Source organism: Burkholderia sp. SRS-25 (genome assembly GCF_004343765.1).
Classification (GTDB): domain Bacteria; phylum Pseudomonadota; class Gammaproteobacteria; order Burkholderiales; family Burkholderiaceae; genus Burkholderia; species Burkholderia contaminans.
The window spans coordinates 212,225-230,495 of record NZ_PTXM01000004.1 but is presented as its reverse complement, the minus strand read 5'-3'; the positions used below and the strand labels follow the sequence as shown (position 1 = coordinate 230,495).

The following is an 18,271-nucleotide window of genomic DNA, read 5'->3' as shown; positions in this document are numbered from 1 at the left end:
GGCCATTTTGCCCAAATTCGATTTTTTACTCGTGGTTTGGGGAACGACCGGAGTGATGATGGGGCGACGGCCGCCCGGCGCTTCATCGGTCGGAAACGAGTGTGCGCTGGACGATCACGATTCGCTTGTTCAATGCACGGCCACCAGCACGGCAACCGGTAGCGCGGTCAGCCAGTCACCGAGCTTGATCAACCCTCCCGCCACGTCGACCGCATCCCGCGCATCCAGCCCGTCCATCCATGACCCGTCGATATCGCGCGGCAGCACGACCGCCGTATCGCCCCATTGCGCGGGTTCCACGCGCGGCAATTCCGGCGCGTCGCCGAGCAACCGGCCCGCAAGCCGTGTCGCGACCACCACCACGGTGGCCTCGTCGCTGCACCGCGCGAACGCCACTGCATGACGCCCGAGCGGGCCGCGTACGTGCAGCGGCACGTACGCGCCGTCCGCGAACGTCACCGGCCATCGCGCGCGCAGCGCCAGCATGCGCTCGACCAGTGCCCGCTTCACGCGCGCATCGGGCCACGCCGCCAGATACGACGCGACCGGCCCGTCGACCCGTTCCGCCGCAAGCGCCGCGAACGGCACGTCACGGCGGTTGTCCGGATCGACGAGCGAGTGATCCCATGATTCAGATCCTTGATACAGGTCGGGCACGCCGGGCGATGCCATCCGCAGCACGGCCTGCGTCAGGCTGTTGACGACGCCCGCCGGCGCGATCCGCGCGACGAACGCATGGAGCCGGTGCGCGAAGTCGCCGGCGCCTCGGGGCCTCAGGATCGCGCGGACGAACGCTTCGCAATCGCGCTCGTAGCGCATGTCGGGCGCGAGCCAGTCGGTGTGACGCTTCGCCTCCCGCAGCGCTTTCGTCTGCCATTGCACGACGCGTTCGGTGAGCGCCGCGAGCCCCGCCGCGTCGTCGGGCGCGAGTCCAGGCGGCCAGCATCCCGCGAGCGTCTGGTACAGCATCGTCTCGGCGGCCGGCCCCGGCGCCCATGCGAGGTCGCGATGCGCACCGCCGCGATGCGGCCGGTTGAGCGCGGACCAGTCGAGCGACACCGCGCGCCACGCGTCGGGGATCTCGCTGAGCACGGCCAGCCGCGCACGGGCATCCTCGCCGCGCTTGTGGTCGTGCGTGGCGGTGGCGAGCAGCCCGTGCGGCACGGCGCGGGCGCGGCGCCGGTTGCGCGCATGGAACGCGCCGCGCGACAGGCTGAAGTCGCCCGCGTCGGCACCGACCTCGTTGCGCGACAAGAGCCGGCCGTAACGGTAGTGGGCCGTATCCTCGACGCCCTTCGCGGCCAGCGGCGCGGTGAGCTGCGCGAACGCGACGCACGCCGCGTGCAGCGCGGCGGCGTCCGCGCGCGGCACGCGTGCGACCGGCCACCCGAGCCAGGTTGCGACGTGATCGAGTGCGAACCGGTCGGCAGGATCGACGGCCGCATACGCCCGTTCGTACGCCTGCGCGAGCACGCGGCGGTCGGCGTCGGCGGGTTCCTCGTCCTGCACCGGATACATCCGGTATACGGGCAGCTGCACCGCGAGTTCACCCAGCACGCGTCGAATCGCGATCAGGCTGACGTCGCGCGTCGCGGGCGCCGCACGCGCGACGCCGTGCAACGCCCGCGCGGCGCGCGCATGCTCGACGGCGAGCTGGTGCATCAGCACGCGCCGCTTGCCGTCGAGCGCTTCCTGCGCGAACGTGCGCGACGAACCCGACACGTGCGCCCAGTGCGCGGCGAGCGGCGCGGCGCCGGCCGGATCGTGCAGCAGCGCGCCGACGTCGTTCATGAAGTCGTAGCCGGTCGTGCCGTCGACGGCCCAGTCGGCGCGCAGCGTTTCGCCGGGGGCGAGGATCTTCTCGACGACGATGAACGGCCGCGCGTCGCGTTGCGCGGCAAGCCGCTCATGCAGCCGCCGGCAATACGCGCGCGGATCGGCGAGGCCGTCCACGTGATCGACGCGCAGGCCGTCGATATAACCGGCCGCATGAAGCCGCAGCGGCAGCGCATGGACGGCATCGAACACCGCATCGTCGTCGACGCGGACGGCCGCGAGCGTCGCGATGTCGAAGAAGCGCCGCCAGTTCAGCTCGTCGGCAGCCGTGCGCCACCATGCGAGCCGGTAATGCTGGCGTTCGAGCAGCCGGTGCAGGCAGGCGCGGGAGCGCGCGCGGCGCGGATCGGCGCCCCGCAGCACCGCGTCGAGCGCATGCGGGCCGTGCGTGGCCGCGTGATCGCGCAGCGCCGCATGCGCGGCGGCCAGGCGCGTGCTGTCGCGCGGCGGCGCGGCGTCGAAGCGTTCGGCGAGCGCGTTCAGGTCCGCACGGTTCGCGATGCGCAGGAGCTCCGCGTAGGTGGCGGCGGCCACCGGCAGCCGTCGCCCGGGGCACGACACGAAGAAGCGTCCGGTGGCCGGATCGGCCTCGAGCGTGATGTCGCCGGCCACGAGCGCTTCACCGTACGGCGTGCCGAGGCAGGGCAGCAGCACCTTGCCGTCGAGCGCCGCGTCGGGAGAGTGCCAGTCGATGTCGAAGTGGTGCGCGTACGGGCTCGCGGGGCCCCATTCGAGCACGTCGTTCCACCAGCCGTTCGACGAACCGCCGACGCCCATGTGGTTCGGCACGATGTCGACGATCACGCCCAGCCCGTGTGCGCGCAGCGCATCGACGAGCCGGACGAAGCCGGCTTCGCCGCCGAGTTCCTCGCTCAGCATGCCGTAATCGACGGTGTCGTAGCCGTGCCGCGAACCGGGTTCGGCCGTCGCGACCGGCGACAGGTACAGATGGCTCACGCCGAGCCGCGCGAAATAGCCGGCGTGCGCGGCCGCGTCGTCGAACGTGAAGCCCGCATGCAGCTGCAATCGCAGCGTCGCGCGTGGCGTCATGGGCCGGGCTCCCGCGAACCGCGTGCGCGCACCACGGCCGCGATGCGGTCGCGTACGCCGGCGTCGAACAGCGCGTCGATCGCCCGTGGCAGGCGCTGCCGCCAGTTCGGGTGCCCGCAGGGCGGCCCCGGCAGGTTCGGCTGCATGTCGAGCGCAAGGAGATCCTCGAGCGGCAGGATCGCGAGCGGCGACGGGCTGCGCGCGACGTACGCGAGTATCTCGGCGACGGGCGGCGAAGCAGCGGGCGGGGCGGCGTCTCCGGCCGGCGCGCAGCCTGCTTCCTGCAACGCTCGCCACAGCGCTGCGCGTTCGGTGGCGCGCGCGGCATGCGCGGCGACGACGTCGGGGTCGACGGCGGGCGGCGGAGCGGCGGGGCCGGCTTCCGGGGGCGGCGTGGTGTCAGCCGAAGTGGCCGCGCGGGGCACGGTGTCGTCCTGCTCGTGCCCGGTCATCCCGTCCGCCCGCGCAGGCGGCGCCACGTCGCGCGCATCCGTGTCGTCGGACTGCTGCCCCGCCTCGGCCGCGATCCGCCGCCAGGCCAGATCGATCCCGCGCCACCAGCCGGCCACGGTCGGCAGATCGTGCGTCGACGTCATCGCGATCGCGTCGCGACCCCATGCCGACGGCGGCCGGAAGGTGCCGTCGGCATCCCGCTCGAACCACAGCACGCGCATCCCGGCGATGCCCTGCGCGCCGAGCCGTTCGCGGAAGCCGGCCGGCACCGTGCCGAGATCCTCGCCGATCGCGAGCGCGCGATGACGGGCCGCCTCGAGCGCGACGAGCCGCACGAGATCGTCGACCGGATAGCGCAGGTAGGCGCCGTCGCGCGGCGAGCCGCCGTCCGGCACGATCCACATCCGCGCGAAGCCCAGCACGTGATCGATGCGGATGCCGCCCGCATGCGCGAACGCCGAGCGCAACAGCTCGACGAACGGCACGAAGCCTCCCGCACGCAGCGCGGCGGGCGTCCAGGTCGTCACCCCCCACGCCTGGCCGGCCGCATTGAACAGGTCGGGCGGCGCCCCGAGCGACACCCCGCGCAGCAGCGTCGCGCCGTGAGCCCACGCGTCGCTGCCCGCGTGATCCGAGCCGACCGCGAGATCGGCGATCAGCCCGGTGGCCATGCCCGCACCGCGTGCCGCGTGCTGCGCGTCGCCGAGCGCGCGCGACGCGCACCATTGCAGGTACGTGTGGAACGCAACCGTGTCGGCATGGGCGTGCGCGAACGCATCGACTTCAGCCGATCCCGGCTCATGCCACGGCGCCGGCCATTTCCGCCAGTCGGCGCCCGCCCCGTGCTCGAGGCAGAACGACTGCAATGCGTCGAAGCGCGCATGCGCATCGAGCGCCGCCCCGCCCGTGGCGCGAAACCGCTGGAATGCGTCACGTGACGGGTCGTCGCTGGCGCGCCATGCGTCGAAGCACGCACGCAGGCGCCGCAGTTTCAGCGGCAGCACGTGCGGCCAGTCGATCAGCGGTGCGTCGGCCGCGGCACCCGTTGCGTGATGCACGGCAGCGGCGCCCGGCACCGCGTCGCAGTCGAGATACGCGACGTTGTGCCAGCGCCGCGACGACGGCGAATACGGGCTGTCGTGCGCGGGCAGCGCCGGAAAGCCGGCGTGCGTCGGGCTGATCGCCACCGCCTGCGCGCCGTGCCGTGCCGCATGGGCGGCCAGCCGCGCGAGCGCGGTGTAGTCGCCCGCGCCGTCGTCGCCGGTGCGGCGCAGGCCGTAGAGCTGCGCCGCGATGCCCCAGCGGCCGCCCGCATCCGCCGCGCGCGGATCGACCGGTTGCGGGCGCGGCGGCGCGATCGTGAGTCCGATGCGCTGGTCGCCGACGTCGAGCGCGTGATAGCCGGGGATCGCGAGCGGCGGCAGCGTGCCGTGTTCGCCTTCGCCGCCCACACGCCCGTCCACATGGCCGCCTGCTTCGAACGTGATCCGGAAGCGCGCGCCGGGCGGGGCGATCGCGGCCGGCAGGGTCAGCGGCAGGCCGGCGTCGCCGGTGACGATGCGCGGGGGCGCCGCGTTCGCGTCGGCCAGCGCGGCGGCGCTTTCCACCCGCTGGGTCGCCGTACCGCACGGCCAGCCGAGCGCGTCGACGAGCGCGACAAGGGCTTCATCGTCCACCCGCCGCGCGACGCCGCCCGCATCGGTCCAGTCGGGTTCCAGGCCGGCGGCGCGCGCGAGTTCGGCGATCGACACGTCGGAAGTCATGATCGTCCCTGCCCATTCATGCTGTGCTGCCGCGCATCGTGGTTGACCTCGCCGTCGCGCCACGCGATGCACGCGCGAGGCGGCAGCCGCAGGTCGCGCAACCGGTCGCGTGCACGTGGCGGCGTCTCGAACACGATCTTGCCGACCGGCAGCGCGGGCAGCACCGCGTCGTGCGAGCCGAGGTTCAACGCGATCGTCAGCGTGCTGCCGTCGCCGAGGCGCCAGCGCGCGGCGAGCGCCTGCGGGTCGCCGTCGCCCGTGAGCAGGTCGACGCCGAGTGCGCGCGCGCCGGGCAGGTTCGGCGTCACGAGCGCCGCACGCACGGTCAGCGCGCTGCGGTAGAAGCGTCGCCATGCGTCGGTGTCGGGCGTGGTTTCGTCGCTGCTGCCGTGCAGCGTCGAACGCACGAACGTCGCGATGTCGTTCGGATCGGGAATCGCGTCGCGATGCGCGGCGTCGGTGAACGCCGGAAAGGCCGCGAACTCGCGGCGCCGGCCTTCGCGCACCGCGTCGGCGAGCCCGCCGCGATAGTCGGTGAAGAACTGGAACGGCTGCGTGCTGCCGTCTTCCTCGCCCATGAACAGCAGCGGGATCGACGGCGCGAGCAGCAGCAGCGCGGTCGCCGCGCGCACCGCGTCTTCGTTGGCGAGCGTGCGCAGCCGCTCGCCGAACGCGCGGTTGCCGACCTGGTCGTGGTTCTGCAGGAATGCGACGAACGCGGTCGGCGGCAGGTGCGCGCTCGGTTCGCCGCGCGGGGCGCCGTCGTGCAGCGGCGACGGTTCGCCCTGGTACGCGAAGCCTTCGCCGAGCGTGCGCGCGAGATGGCGCAGCGGCGCGTCGGCGTACGCGCGGTAGTAGCCGTCGCGCTCGCCGGTCAGCAGCACGTGCGCGCTGTTGTGGAAGTCGTCGTTCCATTGCGCGTCGAAACCGCCGGGCCCGAGCAGGCTCGCCGCGTTGCGCTCGTTCTCGAGCACGAGGTGCACATGGCGCGTGTCGCCGGCGGTCGCGCGCACGCGGCGCGCGAGTTCGCGCAGCCATGCGTCGTCGTCGATCGCGTGCGCGGCATCGATGCGCAGCCCGTCGAAACGGAATTCGTCGAGCCAGTACAGCGCGTTCTCGATGAAGAACGCGCTCGTCTGCTCGCGCGAAAAGTCGATGGCGGGCCCCCACGCGGTTTGCCGGTCCGCGCGGAAGAACGCGGGCGCGTAGCGCGGCAGCAGATTGCCTTCCGGGCCGAAGTGGTTGTAGACGACGTCGAGAAACACCTGCAGCCCGAGTCCGTGCGCGGCGTCGATCAGCGCCTTCAGTTCCTCGGGCCGTCCGTACGACGGATCGGGCGCGAACGGCAGCACGCCGTCGTAACCCCAGTTGCGCGCGCCGGGAAACGTGTTGACGGGCATCAGTTCGATCGCGGTCACGCCGAGCGCGGCGATGTCCGGCAGCCGTCGCTCGACGCTCGCATGGCCGCCGCAAGCGCCGATGTGCAGCTCGTACAGCACGGTCTCGTGCCACGGGCGGCCGCGCCATGCGTCATGGCGCCAGCGGTACGCAGCCGGATCGACGACCTGGCTCGGGCCGTCCACGCCGCCAGGCTGGAAGCGCGACGCGGGGTCGGGCACCGCGAGATCGCCGTCGAGCCGGTAGCGATACAGCGTACCGGGGCCGCACGGCACGACGGCCTCGAACCAGCCGTCGCCCACCGCGGTCATCGGGACGGCGGGCAGGTTTTCGCCTTCGATTTCGACGGCGGCCGTGCGGCTCGCGGGCGCCCATAGCCGGAAGCGCGTGCGGTCGGCTTCGACGCAGGTCGCGCCGAACGACGTGTCGAACGCGTGCGAACCCGATGGACGGGCGGGGCGTGATCTCATGTCGGGTCTCCCGGAGACAGGTCGGGCGGCACGGCGGCCACCGCGATCGCGGCCGCGTGCGCGGCGACGTCGAGGCCGTCGGCCGGCCACGTGCGCGGGCCGGCGTCCGGCGTGGCCGTGTCGACCAGCACGCGATAGTCGAGCGCCGGCGCGGGCGGCGCGAACACGACCGTCTCGGACGACGCGTTCAGCATCACGAGCAGCGCCTCGGTGCGCCCGGTGCGGCCCTTGCCGACGCGCCGCATCGTCAGCGCGCGGCGCTCGCGGTCCTGCCACGCAGGCACGGTCATCGCGTCGCCGTGCTCGTCGAACCAGCCGATCTCGGCCATGCCCGGCGCGGCGTCGCGATCACCCGACGGATAGCCCGGCGTGGACATCACCGGATACATGCGCCGCAGCGCGGCAAGCCGCGACACGAAGCGCATCAGCGTCACCGCTTCGTCGCTGCGCGCCAGATCCCAGTCGAGCCAAGACAGCTCGTTGTCCTGGCAGTACGCGTTGTTGTTGCCGTGCTGCGTGCGGCCGAACTCGTCGCCCGCCACCAGCATCGGCGTGCCGAGCGCGGTGAACAGCGTCGCGAGCATCGAGCGCGCGACGCGCGCGCGCACGTCACGGATCGTCGCATCGTCGCTCGGCCCTTCGACACCCCAGTTCGCGCTGCAGTTGTCGTCGCGGCCGTCGCGGTTGTCCTCGCCGTTGGCTTCGTTGTGTTTCGTCGAATACGACGCGAGATCGGCGAGCGTGAAGCCGTCGTGCGCGGTGACGAAATTGACCGACGCCCAGGTATGGCGACGCTGGTGGTTGAACAGGTCGGCCGAGCCCGCAAGGCGCGCGGCGAGCTCCGGCCGCTGGCCCGGGTCGCCGCGCCAGAAGCGCCGCACGGTGTCGCGAAAGCGGTCGTTCCACTCGGCGAAACCGGGCGGGTGGCGGCCGAGCTGATAGCCGCCGGGGCCGAGGTCCCACGGCTCGGTGATCAGCTTGCGCTGCGCGAGCACCGGGTCCTGCCGCAACGCGTCGAAAAAACCCGCGCCGGGATCGAAGCCGTGTTCCTCGCGGCCGAGCGTCACGCCGAGGTCGAAGCGGAAGCCGTCGATGTTGAATGCGGTGGCCCAGTAGCGCAGCGAATCCATCACCATTTGCACGACGCGCGGATGCGACAGGTTCAGCGTGTTGCCGCAGCCGGTTTCGTCGACATGAAAGCGGCGGTCGTCCGGCATCAGCCGGTAGTAGCTCGCATTGTCGAGGCCGCGCCACGACAGCGTCGGGCCGAGCTCGTTGCCCTCGCACGTATGGTTGTAGACGACGTCGAGCACGACCTCGACGCCGGCCGCATGCAGCTGGCGGATCGCGATGCGCATCTCGTCGAGCCGCCGGGTCGCGAGATACGCGGGCTCCGGCGCGAAGAACGCGGCCGTGTCGTAGCCCCAGTAGTTGCGCAGCCCGCGGTTCACGAGCGCGCGCTGCTGCAGGAACGCGTGGACGGGCAGCAGCTCGACCGTCGTCACGCCGATCGACAGCAGGTGATCGATGAACGCCGGATGCGCGAACGCCGCGAACGTGCCGCGCTCGGGCGGGCGCAACCCGGCACGCCGCATCGATGCGCCGCGCACGTGGGTCTCGTAGATCACCGTGTTGCGCCACGACACGCGCGGGCGCCGGTCGGTGCTCCAGTCGAACGCTTCGTCGACCACCACGCACTTCGGCATCGCGGGCGCCGAGTCGCGTCGGTCCATCGACAGGTCCGCGCGGTTCGAATGCAGGCGATAGCCGAACAGCGCGTCCGACCAGCGGAACTGGCCGACCAGCTTGCGCGCGTACGGGTCGAGCAGCAGCTTGGTCGGGTTGAAGCGATGGCCGTGCTGCGGCTGGTACGGGCCGTCCGCGCGAAACCCGTACACGGTGCCCGGATGCGCGTTGGGCAGGTAGCCGTGCCAGATCTCGTCGGTGCATTCGGGCAGGTCGAGGCGCGCAAGCTCCTTGCGGCCGGTCGGATCGAACACGCACAGCTGGATGCGCTGCGCGTGCGCGGAAAACACCGCGAAGTTGGTCCCGAGGCCGTCCCAGGTCGCGCCGAGCGGATAGCTGCGGCCGGATTCGAGACGGGTGGGCAGGGCGGTCGGCATGGGGCGGATCTCCGTGTCGAAGGCACGCGTCATCAGGCAGGCGTCAGCCACAGCGTCGCGAGCGGCGGCAGGCGCAAGGTCGCCGACCACGCCTCGCCGTGGGCGGGCAAGGCTTCGGCCCACACGGCGCCGTCGTTGCCGGCGTTGGTGCCGCCGTACGGCGCGGCATCGGTGTTCATCAGTTCCCGCCAGTGGCCGGGCGCGGGCAGCCCGACGCGATAACCGGCGCGCGGCACGGGCGTGAAGTTGCAGACCGCGACGACGAGATGCCCCGCATCGTCGCGGCGCGCGAACGCGAACACGCTGTTGTCGCGATCGTCGCCGATCAGCCAGGAGAAGCCGGCCGCGTGGCAGTCGAGCGCATGCAGCGCCGGTTCGGCCGCGTACGTGCGGTTCAGGTCGCGCACGAGCCGCTGCACGCCGCGATGCGCAGGGGCGTCGAGCAGATCCCAGTGCGGCGTCGCGTCGTGCGCGAATTCGGCCCATTGCGCGAACTCGCTGCCCATGAACAGCAGCTTCTTGCCCGGGTGAGCCCACATGAAGCCGAAGTACGCGCGCAGCGTCGCGAGCCGCTGCCATGCGTCGCCGGGCATCTTCGCGACGAGCGAGCCCTTGCCGTGCACGACTTCGTCGTGCGACAGCGGCAGCACGAAACGCTCGGAGAACGCGTACACGAGCCCGAACGTCATCCGGTCGTGGTGATAGCGGCGGTGGATCGGGTCTTCGTGCAGATACGCGAGCGTGTCGTGCATCCAGCCCATGTTCCACTTGAAGTCGAAACCGAGCCCGCCGTCGCCGGTCGGCGCGGTGACGCCCGGCCACGCGGTCGATTCCTCAGCGACGGTGACGACGCCCGCCGGCGCGGCCGCACCGTGCAGCGTGTCGTTCAGCATGCGCAGGAACGCGACCGATTCGAGGTTCTCGCGGCCGCCGTGCACGTTCGGCACCCATTCGCCTTCCGCACGCGAATAGTCGCGGTACAGCATCGACGCGACCGCGTCGACGCGGATGCCGTCGACGTGATACCGCCGCGCCCACGCGAGCGCCGACGCGACGAGGAACGCGCCGACTTCGGTGCGCCCGACGTTGAACACGCAGGTGTTCCAGTCGGGGTGCATCCCTTCGCGCGGATCGGCATGCTCGTACAGCGCGGTGCCGTCGAATTGCGCGAGGCCGTGCGGATCGTCGGGGAAATGCGCGGGCACCCAGTCGACGAGCACGCCGATGCCGGCCGCATGCGCGCGGTCGACGAAGCGCGCGAAACCGTCGACCGGACCGAAGCGCGCGGACGGCGCGAACTGCGCGAGCGGCTGGTAGCCCCACGAGCCGCCGAACGGGTATTCGGCGATCGGCATGAACTCGACGTGCGTGAAGCCCATCCCCTTCACGTATGGAATAAGCCGCTCGGCGAGTTCGTCCCAGGTCGCGCTGCGGTTCATCTCCTCGGGCACGCGTTGCCACGATTCCGCATGCACCTCGTAGATCGACCACGGCACGCGGTAGCGGTCGGCGTGCGGCCGCGCGTGCATCCAGCCGTCGTCGTGCCACGCGAACGCGTCGAGCGCCGCGACGTCGGCGACGACCGACGCCGTGCGCGGCGGCGCCTCGGTCGCGCGCGCACAGGGATCGGCCTTGTGCGGCAGCACGCGCCCGTCGGCCGCGCGCAGCTCGTACTTGTAGCACTCGCCCGCGCCGATGCCCGGCACGAACAGCTCCCACACGCCCGACGGCCGCCGCAGCCGCATCGGATGCCGGCGGCCGTCCCATCCGTTGAAATCGCCGACCACCGACACGCGCTGCGCGTTCGGCGCCCAGACGGCGAAGCGCACGCCGTCGGTGTCGTCGATGCGCGCGGGCGCGGCGCCGAGGCAGTCGAGCACGGCGGCCGGGTCGCCGGCGGAGAAGCGGGCGAGCACCGCGTCGTCGAGCAGCGTGCCGAACGCATATGCATCGTCGATCACCTGCCGCGCGTCCGGCCAGTCGATCGCGAGCAGATAGTGGGGCGCGCCGCCGTTGCGCGGGATTGTTCCCGCGAAGCAGCCGGCACGATCGACGCAAGCGAGCGTGCCGAGTTCGGCGCCTTCCGGCGACAGCGCGTGCACGCTTTTCGCGCCGGGCAGCAGTGCGCGCACGACGACCTGGTCGGCCTGCCCGTGCGGGCCGAGGCACGCGAACGGATCGGGATGACGGCCGGCGAGCAGCGCATCGATGTCGGATCGTTCGAACAGCGTCCCGGTCATTGCTTTCCTCCTTCGTCGGATGCGCCGCCGTCATCGAGCAGCCGTTCGACCAGCGCGGCGAGCCCGCCGACCGGCACGCTCAGCCAGTCGGGCCGGTTCGCGGCTTCGTAGCACAGCTCGTACGACGCCTTGTCGATCAGGAACAGCGCGAGCAGGCGATCGGCGTAGCGCGGGTCGACGAAACGCGCGGGGGCCTGCTCGGCGGCCGTGCGATAGCAGTCGACGAAGCGGTCGGCGGCGGCCTGCCCGAAGCGGTCGAACAGCGCACGCTTGCGGCCGGCCGCCTGCGGCGGCGCCTTCTCGATCGCGAATTGCGCGGTCGCGCTCACGTACGACAGCGAACGCAGCAGGCCCGCTACATCGCGCAGCGGATGCGATTTCGCGCGGCGATGTTCGAGCGGGCGCGCCGGCTCGCCTTCGAAGTCGATCAGCAGCGCGTCGCCCTGCACGTCGAGCACCTGGCCCAGATGGAAATCGCCGTGGATCCGCATGCATTGCGCATCGAGCGTGCGCGGCACGAGCTCGCCGAGCGCGCGGACGGCCGCATCGCGCGACGCGAGCAGCGTGTCGGCCGCCGCGCGCATCGCGGGATCGAGCGCCTCGAGCCGCGTATGCAGCACATCGAGCGCGTGCTCGAACGACGCGATCGCGTCCGCGCACCAGCCGTCGACGTGGCCGGGCGTCGCGTGCTCCGGCGCGAACGCGGAATCGTCGGACGGCTGCGCGAGCGCGACGTGCAACTGGCCGAGCCGCGTGCCGATGATCCCCGCGAACGCTGCATAGCCGAGCAGCGCGTCGGGTTCCTCGTTCGCGTCGCCGGTCTCGTCTTCGCCGGCCGCCGGCAGCGCGAGCTCGTCCACTGCGCGTCGCAGGAAGTCGAACGAGCGCGTCCACGCGTCGCCCTGGTTGTCGACGTAGCGCTGCAGGATCGCAACCGTGTGCGGCCTGCCGTCCGGATCGACGTGCACGACTTCACCCGCGAGCGTCGCGGTGTTCGGGTAGCCGATCCGCGTCAGGTACCGGCTCATTTCCGCTTCCGGATGCACGCCGTGCGCGACCTTGCGCACCAGCTTCAGCACGATCGCGTCGCCGATCACGAGCGAGCTGTTGCTTTGCTCGGCCGCGAGCCAGCGCACTTCGGCGTCGTCGCCGGGATCGAGTGCGGCGAGCGCATCTTCCGGCAGGAATGCGAGCCGGCCGCCGTCGGTGGTCGGCACCGTCGCGCCGTCGCGCAGCTTGCGCAGCATCCCGTGTGCGAACGCCGGCAGCGCGAACGCGTCGGTCAGGTAGCCGACCGAATGGCCGCGCCGCACGCGCGCCAGCGCAAGCTGCGCGAACAGCGGATGCGAGGTCTCGCCGCCCCACGCGGCCGCGAGCGGCACGACGTAGCGTTCGACATCGCCCGACTCGTCGGATTCGACCCAGGCCTCCGCATACTGGAACGGTTCGCCCGGCACCGGCGTGACGACGTTCAACCGGGCCGTGCCGATCGCACGGTCCTTCGATGCGAACCAGCGCCGCCGCGCGAGCCAGGAGGGCAGTGCATCGTGCGCGAGCACGTGCAGCTGTTCGACGTCCGGCCGCGCATCGCCGCGCCGCATCACGAGCGTCACGTATTCGGGCAGCGGCTCCGCATGGGGCTGCCGCCACGACGGCTCGCGGCCATGCTCGGCGAGCACGAACCACAGGAACCCGTACGGCGGAAAGGTGAGCAGGTACGTGAGCTGCCCGATCGGCGGAAACGGCGAATCCGACGTCATCTCGATCGGCACGCGGCCCGCGAATTCGGACAGGTCGAGCTCGACGGCCTGCGACGCACGCGACAGGTTCGCGACGCACAGCACCGGATCATGGCCGTCCAGCTCGCGCAGGTACGCGAGCACCTTGCGGTTTTCCGGGCGCAGGAAGCGGATCTTGCCGCGCCCGAACGCCTGCGACGCGCGGCGCGTCGACAGGATGCGGCGCGTCCAGTTCAGCAGCGAATGCGGGTCGCGCGTCTGCGCCTCGACGTTGACCGCGTCATAGCCGTACAGCGAGCCCATCACCGGCGGCAGCACGAGCTGTTCGGGGTCGGCGCGCGAGAAGCCGCCGTTGCGGTCCGACGACCATTGCATCGGCGTGCGCACGCCGTCGCGGTCGCCGAGATGGATGTTGTCGCCCATCCCGAGCTCGTCGCCGTAGTAGATCACCGGCGTGCCCGGCATCGACAGCAGCAGCGAGTTGATCAGCTCGATGCGGCGCCGGTCGCGTTCCATCAGCGGCGCGAGCCGGCGCCGGATGCCGAGGTTCAGCCGCGCGCGCCGGTCGCTCGCATAGGTCTGCCACAGCAGGTCGCGCTCGGAGTCGGTGACCATTTCGAGCGTCAGCTCGTCGTGGTTGCGCAGGAACACGGCCCACTGGTTGCTCGGCGCGAGTTCCGGCGTCTGCCGCATGATGTCGACGATCGGGAAGCGGTCCTCGCTCGCGATCGACATGTAGATGCGCGGCATCAGCGGGAAATGGAATGCCATGTGGCATTCGTCCTCGTTGCCGAAATATTCCTGCACGTCTTCCGGCCACTGGTTCGCCTCCGCGAGCAGCATCCGGTTCGGATACTCGGCGTCGATCGTCGCGCGGATCCGCTTCAGGATCGCGTGCGTCTCGGGCAGGTTCTCGTTGCTGGTGCCTTCGCGCGCGACGAGATACGGCACCGCGTCGAGCCGCAGCCCGTCGATGCCGAGGTCGAGCCAGAAGCGCATCACCTGCATCACCTCGCGCACGACGGCCGGGTTGTCGAAGTTCAGGTCCGGCTGGTGCGAATAGAAACGGTGCCAGTAGTACTGGCCGGCGATCGGGTCGTGCGCCCAGTTCGACGTTTCCGTATCGAGGAAGATGATCCGCGTGCCCGCGTATTTCGTGTCGGTGTCCGACCACACGTAGTAGTCGCGATGCGTCGAACCCGGCTTCGCGCGGCGCGCGCGCTGGAACCACGGATGCTGGTCCGACGTGTGGTTGATCACCAGCTCGGCGATCACGCGAATGCCGCGCGCATGCGCTTCGCGGATGAAGCGCCGCACGTCGGCGAGCGTGCCGTAGTCGGGATGCACGCCGCGGTAGTCGGCGATGTCGTAGCCGTCGTCGCGGCGCGGCGACGGGTAGAACGGCAGCAGCCAGATCGTGTCGACGCCGAGTTCGGCGATGTAGTCGAGCTTCGCGATCAGGCCGGGGAAATCGCCGATGCCGTCGTTGTTCGAGTCGAAGAACGACTTCACGTGCACCTGGTAGATGATCGCGTCCTTGTACCACAGCGGATCGTCCGCGCAGAGCGCCGGCGCGCGGCGGCGTGCGCGGCGACGGCGCGGCGTGCCGGCCGGCGCCAGCGACGGGAATTGCGCGCGGCGTACGTCGTCGAGGGAATCTTCGCGTTTCATCATCCATGGGCTCCCGAAGGTGGCCGGGCGTCGCCCGGTTCGCGCGCCGCCGCCCGCGCGGCGCCTGGAGACGGCGTGAGCCGCCAGATCGCATACGGGCGCACATGCGGATCGAGCGAGACGTACTGGCGATGCCCGCGCCAGGTTTCCGCATGCGTGGCGTCCTGTTCGAGCGCGTCGAGCGGTTCGCCGTCGACGAGCCCCAGGCCGCGCCACAGCGACGCATCGAGCGTGAAGTTCGCGACCTGCGGATGCCACGGATCGGTGCTGATCGCGACGACCACCACGCTGTCGAACGCCGGCGTCGCCTTCACGAACACGAGCACCGTGTCGTTGTCCGCGTCGGCGAACGTGAGACCGAGATGCGTCTGCAGCGCCGGGTGGGCGCGCCGCGCGCGGTTCAGCCGCGCGACTTCGGCGCCGATGTGCGCGGCCTTGCTCCAGTCGCGCGCGCGCAGCTCGTACTTCTCCGCGTTCGCGTATTCCTCGCTGTCCGGCAGCGGGGTCGATTCGCCGAGCTCGAAGCCCGAGTACATGCCCCATGAGCCGGCCAGCGTCGCCGCGAGTGCCGCGCGGATCACGAACTGCGTGCGCGGCGCGTTCTGCAGGTGGCGCGGATTGATGTCGGGCGTGTTGACGAAGAAGTTCGGCCGGAAGAAGTCGCGCGCGGGGCCGGTCGTCAGCTCGATCAGGTAGTCGACGAATTCGCGTTTCGACTCGCGCCACGTGAAGTACGTGTACGACTGCGAGAAGCCGACTTTCGCGAGCCGGAACATCATGCCCGGCCGCGTGAACGCTTCGGACAGGAACACGACGTCCGGGTGCCGGCCGCGCACGTCGTCGATCATCCACGCCCAGAACGGCAGCGGCTTCGTGTGCGGATTGTCGACGCGGAAGATCCGCACGCCCGCGTCGACCCAGAACAGCACCGCGTCGCGCAGCGCGAGCCACAGGTCGGGCAGCGCGTCCGGTGCGTAGAAATCGGGGTTCACGATGTCCTGATAGCGCTTCGGCGGATTCTCCGCGAAGCGCAGCGACCCGTCGGGCCGCCACGCGAACCAGCCCGGATGCGCGGCGAGCCACGGATGGTCGGGCGAGCACTGGATCGCGAAATCGAGCGCGATCTCGAGCCCGTGGCCGCGCGCGGCCTCGACCAGCGCGCGGAACGAGTCGAGCGTGCCGAGCTGCGGATGCACGGCCGTGTGGCCGCCGTCCGGCGAGCCGATCGCGTAAGGGCTGCCGACGTCGTCGGGGCCGGCCGTCAGGCTGTTGTTGCGCCCCTTGCGCGCGGTTGTGCCGATCGGATGGATCGGCGGGAAATACAGCACGTCGAAACCCATGTCGCGGATGCGCGGCAGGTGCGCGATCACGTCGTCGAACGTGCCGTGCCGGTGCGGATCGTCGCTCGCCGAGCGCGGAAACATCTCGTACCAGCTGGAGAAGCGTGCCGCGCGGCGCTCGACGTCGACCGGGAAGGTCGTCGTGTCGTGTGTGACGAACGGCCGGTAGCGCAGCGCCGCGAACGCATCGGCGAGCGGCGCCGCGCCGAGCTGTGCGAGCCGCGCGTCGGCTGGCGCGTCCTTGAATTCGGCGACGAGTCGTTTCATCCGGGTGAGCGCGCGCGCATCGAGCGGATCGGCGAGCTTGAGCGCGGCCGCGAGCAGCAGTTGCGCTTCGCGCAGTTCGAGCGTCACGTCCTGGCCGGCCGCGTGTTTCTTCGCGACATCGTGGACGAGCGATGCCCAGTCGTCGCGCCAGGCAATCACGCGAAATTCATGGCGGCCGAGGCGATCGAGCACGACGCGCGCGTGCCAGCGGTCGTTCGGTTCGGCTTCGAACGGGATTTCGCGCCAGTCGTCGTCGCCGGCGGCACGCCACTGCAGCACGGCCGCGAGATGCGCGTGCCCGTCGGTGAAGATCGATGCGTGGACGACGAGCGTCTCGCCGATCACGCGCTTGACCGCGAAGCGGCCGCCGTCGACCGACGGCTCGACGCGCTCGATCGCGATCCGGTCGGCCGCGAGCGCCGCCGACAGCGCGCCGCGCTCGTGTGCGGTGTCATGGCGTGTCGTGACGGGCGGCGCCTGCCACGCATGCAGCAGCGCGTACGCGCCGGGGTCGAGCGTGAACGGTTCGAGCGCGGCCGGCGGGTGGGTGTGCGTGCCGTCGTGCGTGGCGACGCGCGTGAATCCGCCCGGCACGCCGGGCAGGATCGTCGCGGGGTCGACCGTCACCGCGGCGTCGAGATCGGGATTCAACGCGATCAGCAGCGCCGCTTCGTCGTGTTCGAGCGATGGCCCGGTGCCGCGCAGCAACGCGGTCGCCGGTGCGCCGGGCGCGCTCAACTGCACGATTTCGCCGCGCGCGGCCGCGACGGGCGTGGCGCGGCGCCACGCGTTCGCATCGGCGATCGTGCCCGACAGGTCGAAGCGCGCGCGCTCGAACGCGGCGCGGTAGCGCGCCGCATCGGCGTCGCGCGCCATCAGCGGCACCGTGACGCCGCGCTCGAAGCCCATCGGCACGAGCCAGCCGGTACCGACGGCGGCAGCGGTCCACAGCGCGCGGCGATAGGCGCGGGCGAGGGTGTCATCCGGCGCGTCGGGCCAGGCGTCGGCGAGGCGCGCGCCGTCGAATGCGTCGGGAAACGCGATCGGCGAGCCGATGCGCCGCAGCAGCCGGTGTTCGTCGACGAACCACGGCGCGCGCAGATCCCACCAGCGTACCGATGAAAACACCGCGTCGAACCCGGCGCCTTCGAGCTGCGCCAGCGCGTCGCGCGCATGGCCGGGCACGCCGGCGAGCACCGCGACGTCCGGGCGCGTACGGCGCAGCGCCGCGCGCCAGCCGGGCCACCAGCCGGCCGGCAGGTGATGCGTCGCATCGATCAGGAAGCCGGCCGCGCCCGCATCGGCGAACGTGGCGAGGTGCTTGCACCACCACGCGGACAGCGCGTCGCGCGCGGTTTCATCGCCGAGGTTCGCGTGGGCGACATCCGTCGCGTGCGCGGTGCCGCGCGGATCGATCAGCGCGTCGTCGTGCGTGCGCTCGACGTACCAGTCCGGATGCTCGGCGCGCAACGGGTTCTCGCGCGCGACACGATCCGGCACGACTTCGAGCAGCAGGCGCAGCCCGTGGCCGTGTGCGAGCTGGGCGAGCCGCGAGAAGGTTTCGAGCGCGCTCGCGCGTGTCGCGAACGATTGCGACGGCCGGCGGAAATCGGCCACGTGGCGCGGAAAGCCGGCGACGCTCGCGGCCCAGAACGCGCCGACGAGCACATGATCGAAGCCCATGCCGGCGACATGCGCGAACATCTGCGGCCATGCGTCGAGCGGCCCGACGAGGCGGGCGTCGCAGAAGTAGAGGTGCGGAGAAAAAGGCGGCGTGGAGTCCATGGCGCGGGCGTACGGGCGGCAGTCAATGACGCCGGTTCGTCGCAACGCGCGTGCCTGCCGGGTGGTTTCCCGTCGGACAAGGGCGGAAGGGACCATCCGCAGCGGCGGGGACTGTCGTTTTTACATGACTGCCGGG

At 71.4% G+C, this 18,271-nt stretch carries 7 protein-coding genes; all 7 read right to left on the bottom strand.

Annotation, left to right across the window (positions count from 1 at the left end; all coding sequences use genetic code 11):
- Positions 1-129 precede the first annotated feature (129 nt).
- The 7 genes from treY to C5O79_RS05645 are packed head-to-tail and all read right to left on the bottom strand — an operon-like array spanning position 130 to position 18,135.
- Positions 130-2,886 carry a malto-oligosyltrehalose synthase gene (gene treY, locus C5O79_RS05675; protein ID WP_122477698.1) on the bottom strand — a complete coding sequence of 919 codons (2,757 nt, stop codon included), beginning with the start codon at positions 2,884-2,886 and terminating at the stop codon, positions 130-132.
- Positions 2,883-5,102, bottom strand: coding sequence for a 4-alpha-glucanotransferase (malQ, locus tag C5O79_RS05670; RefSeq protein WP_122477700.1), 2,220 nt, complete (start codon positions 5,100-5,102; stop codon positions 2,883-2,885). Before malQ ends, treY begins: the two co-directional genes overlap by 4 nt.
- Positions 5,099-6,970: a malto-oligosyltrehalose trehalohydrolase gene (gene treZ / locus C5O79_RS05665; protein WP_046546804.1), complete on the bottom strand. Its 1,872-nt coding sequence runs from the start codon at positions 6,968-6,970 to the stop codon at positions 5,099-5,101. Before treZ ends, malQ begins: the two co-directional genes overlap by 4 nt.
- On the bottom strand, positions 6,967-9,093 hold the full coding sequence (gene glgX / locus C5O79_RS05660) for a glycogen debranching protein GlgX (RefSeq protein ID WP_122477703.1): 2,127 nt from the start codon (positions 9,091-9,093) through the stop codon (positions 6,967-6,969). Before glgX ends, treZ begins: the two co-directional genes overlap by 4 nt.
- Positions 9,094-9,125: 32 nt before the next feature.
- On the bottom strand, positions 9,126-11,333 hold the full coding sequence (gene glgB / locus C5O79_RS05655; protein WP_122477705.1) for a 1,4-alpha-glucan branching protein GlgB: 2,208 nt from the start codon (positions 11,331-11,333) through the stop codon (positions 9,126-9,128).
- Entirely contained in the window at positions 11,330-14,743 is a 3,414-nt protein-coding gene (treS, locus tag C5O79_RS05650) for a maltose alpha-D-glucosyltransferase (protein WP_122478960.1), read from the bottom strand. Before treS ends, glgB begins: the two co-directional genes overlap by 4 nt.
- The gene (locus C5O79_RS05645) at positions 14,743-18,135 is read right to left on the bottom strand and encodes a maltotransferase domain-containing protein (protein WP_122477708.1); all 3,393 of its coding nucleotides are present in this window, start codon (positions 18,133-18,135) and stop codon (positions 14,743-14,745) included. The genes treS and C5O79_RS05645 overlap by 1 nt, the downstream gene beginning before the upstream one ends.
- Positions 18,136-18,271: the final 136 nt, after the last annotated feature.

Coding starts and splice junctions, on each gene's coding strand:
- glgX (WP_122477703.1), bottom strand. CDS start 9,093: ATGCCGACCGCCCTGCCCACCCGTCTCGAATCCGGCCGCAGCTATCCG.
- C5O79_RS05645 (WP_122477708.1), bottom strand. CDS start 18,135: ATGGACTCCACGCCGCCTTTTTCTCCGCACCTCTACTTCTGCGACGCC.
- glgB (WP_122477705.1), bottom strand. CDS start 11,333: ATGACCGGGACGCTGTTCGAACGATCCGACATCGATGCGCTGCTCGCC.
- treZ (WP_046546804.1), bottom strand. CDS start 6,970: ATGAGATCACGCCCCGCCCGTCCATCGGGTTCGCACGCGTTCGACACG.
- malQ (WP_122477700.1), bottom strand. CDS start 5,102: ATGACTTCCGACGTGTCGATCGCCGAACTCGCGCGCGCCGCCGGCCTG.
- treS (WP_122478960.1), bottom strand. CDS start 14,743: ATGAAACGCGAAGATTCCCTCGACGACGTACGCCGCGCGCAATTCCCG.
- treY (WP_122477698.1), bottom strand. CDS start 2,886: ATGACGCCACGCGCGACGCTGCGATTGCAGCTGCATGCGGGCTTCACG.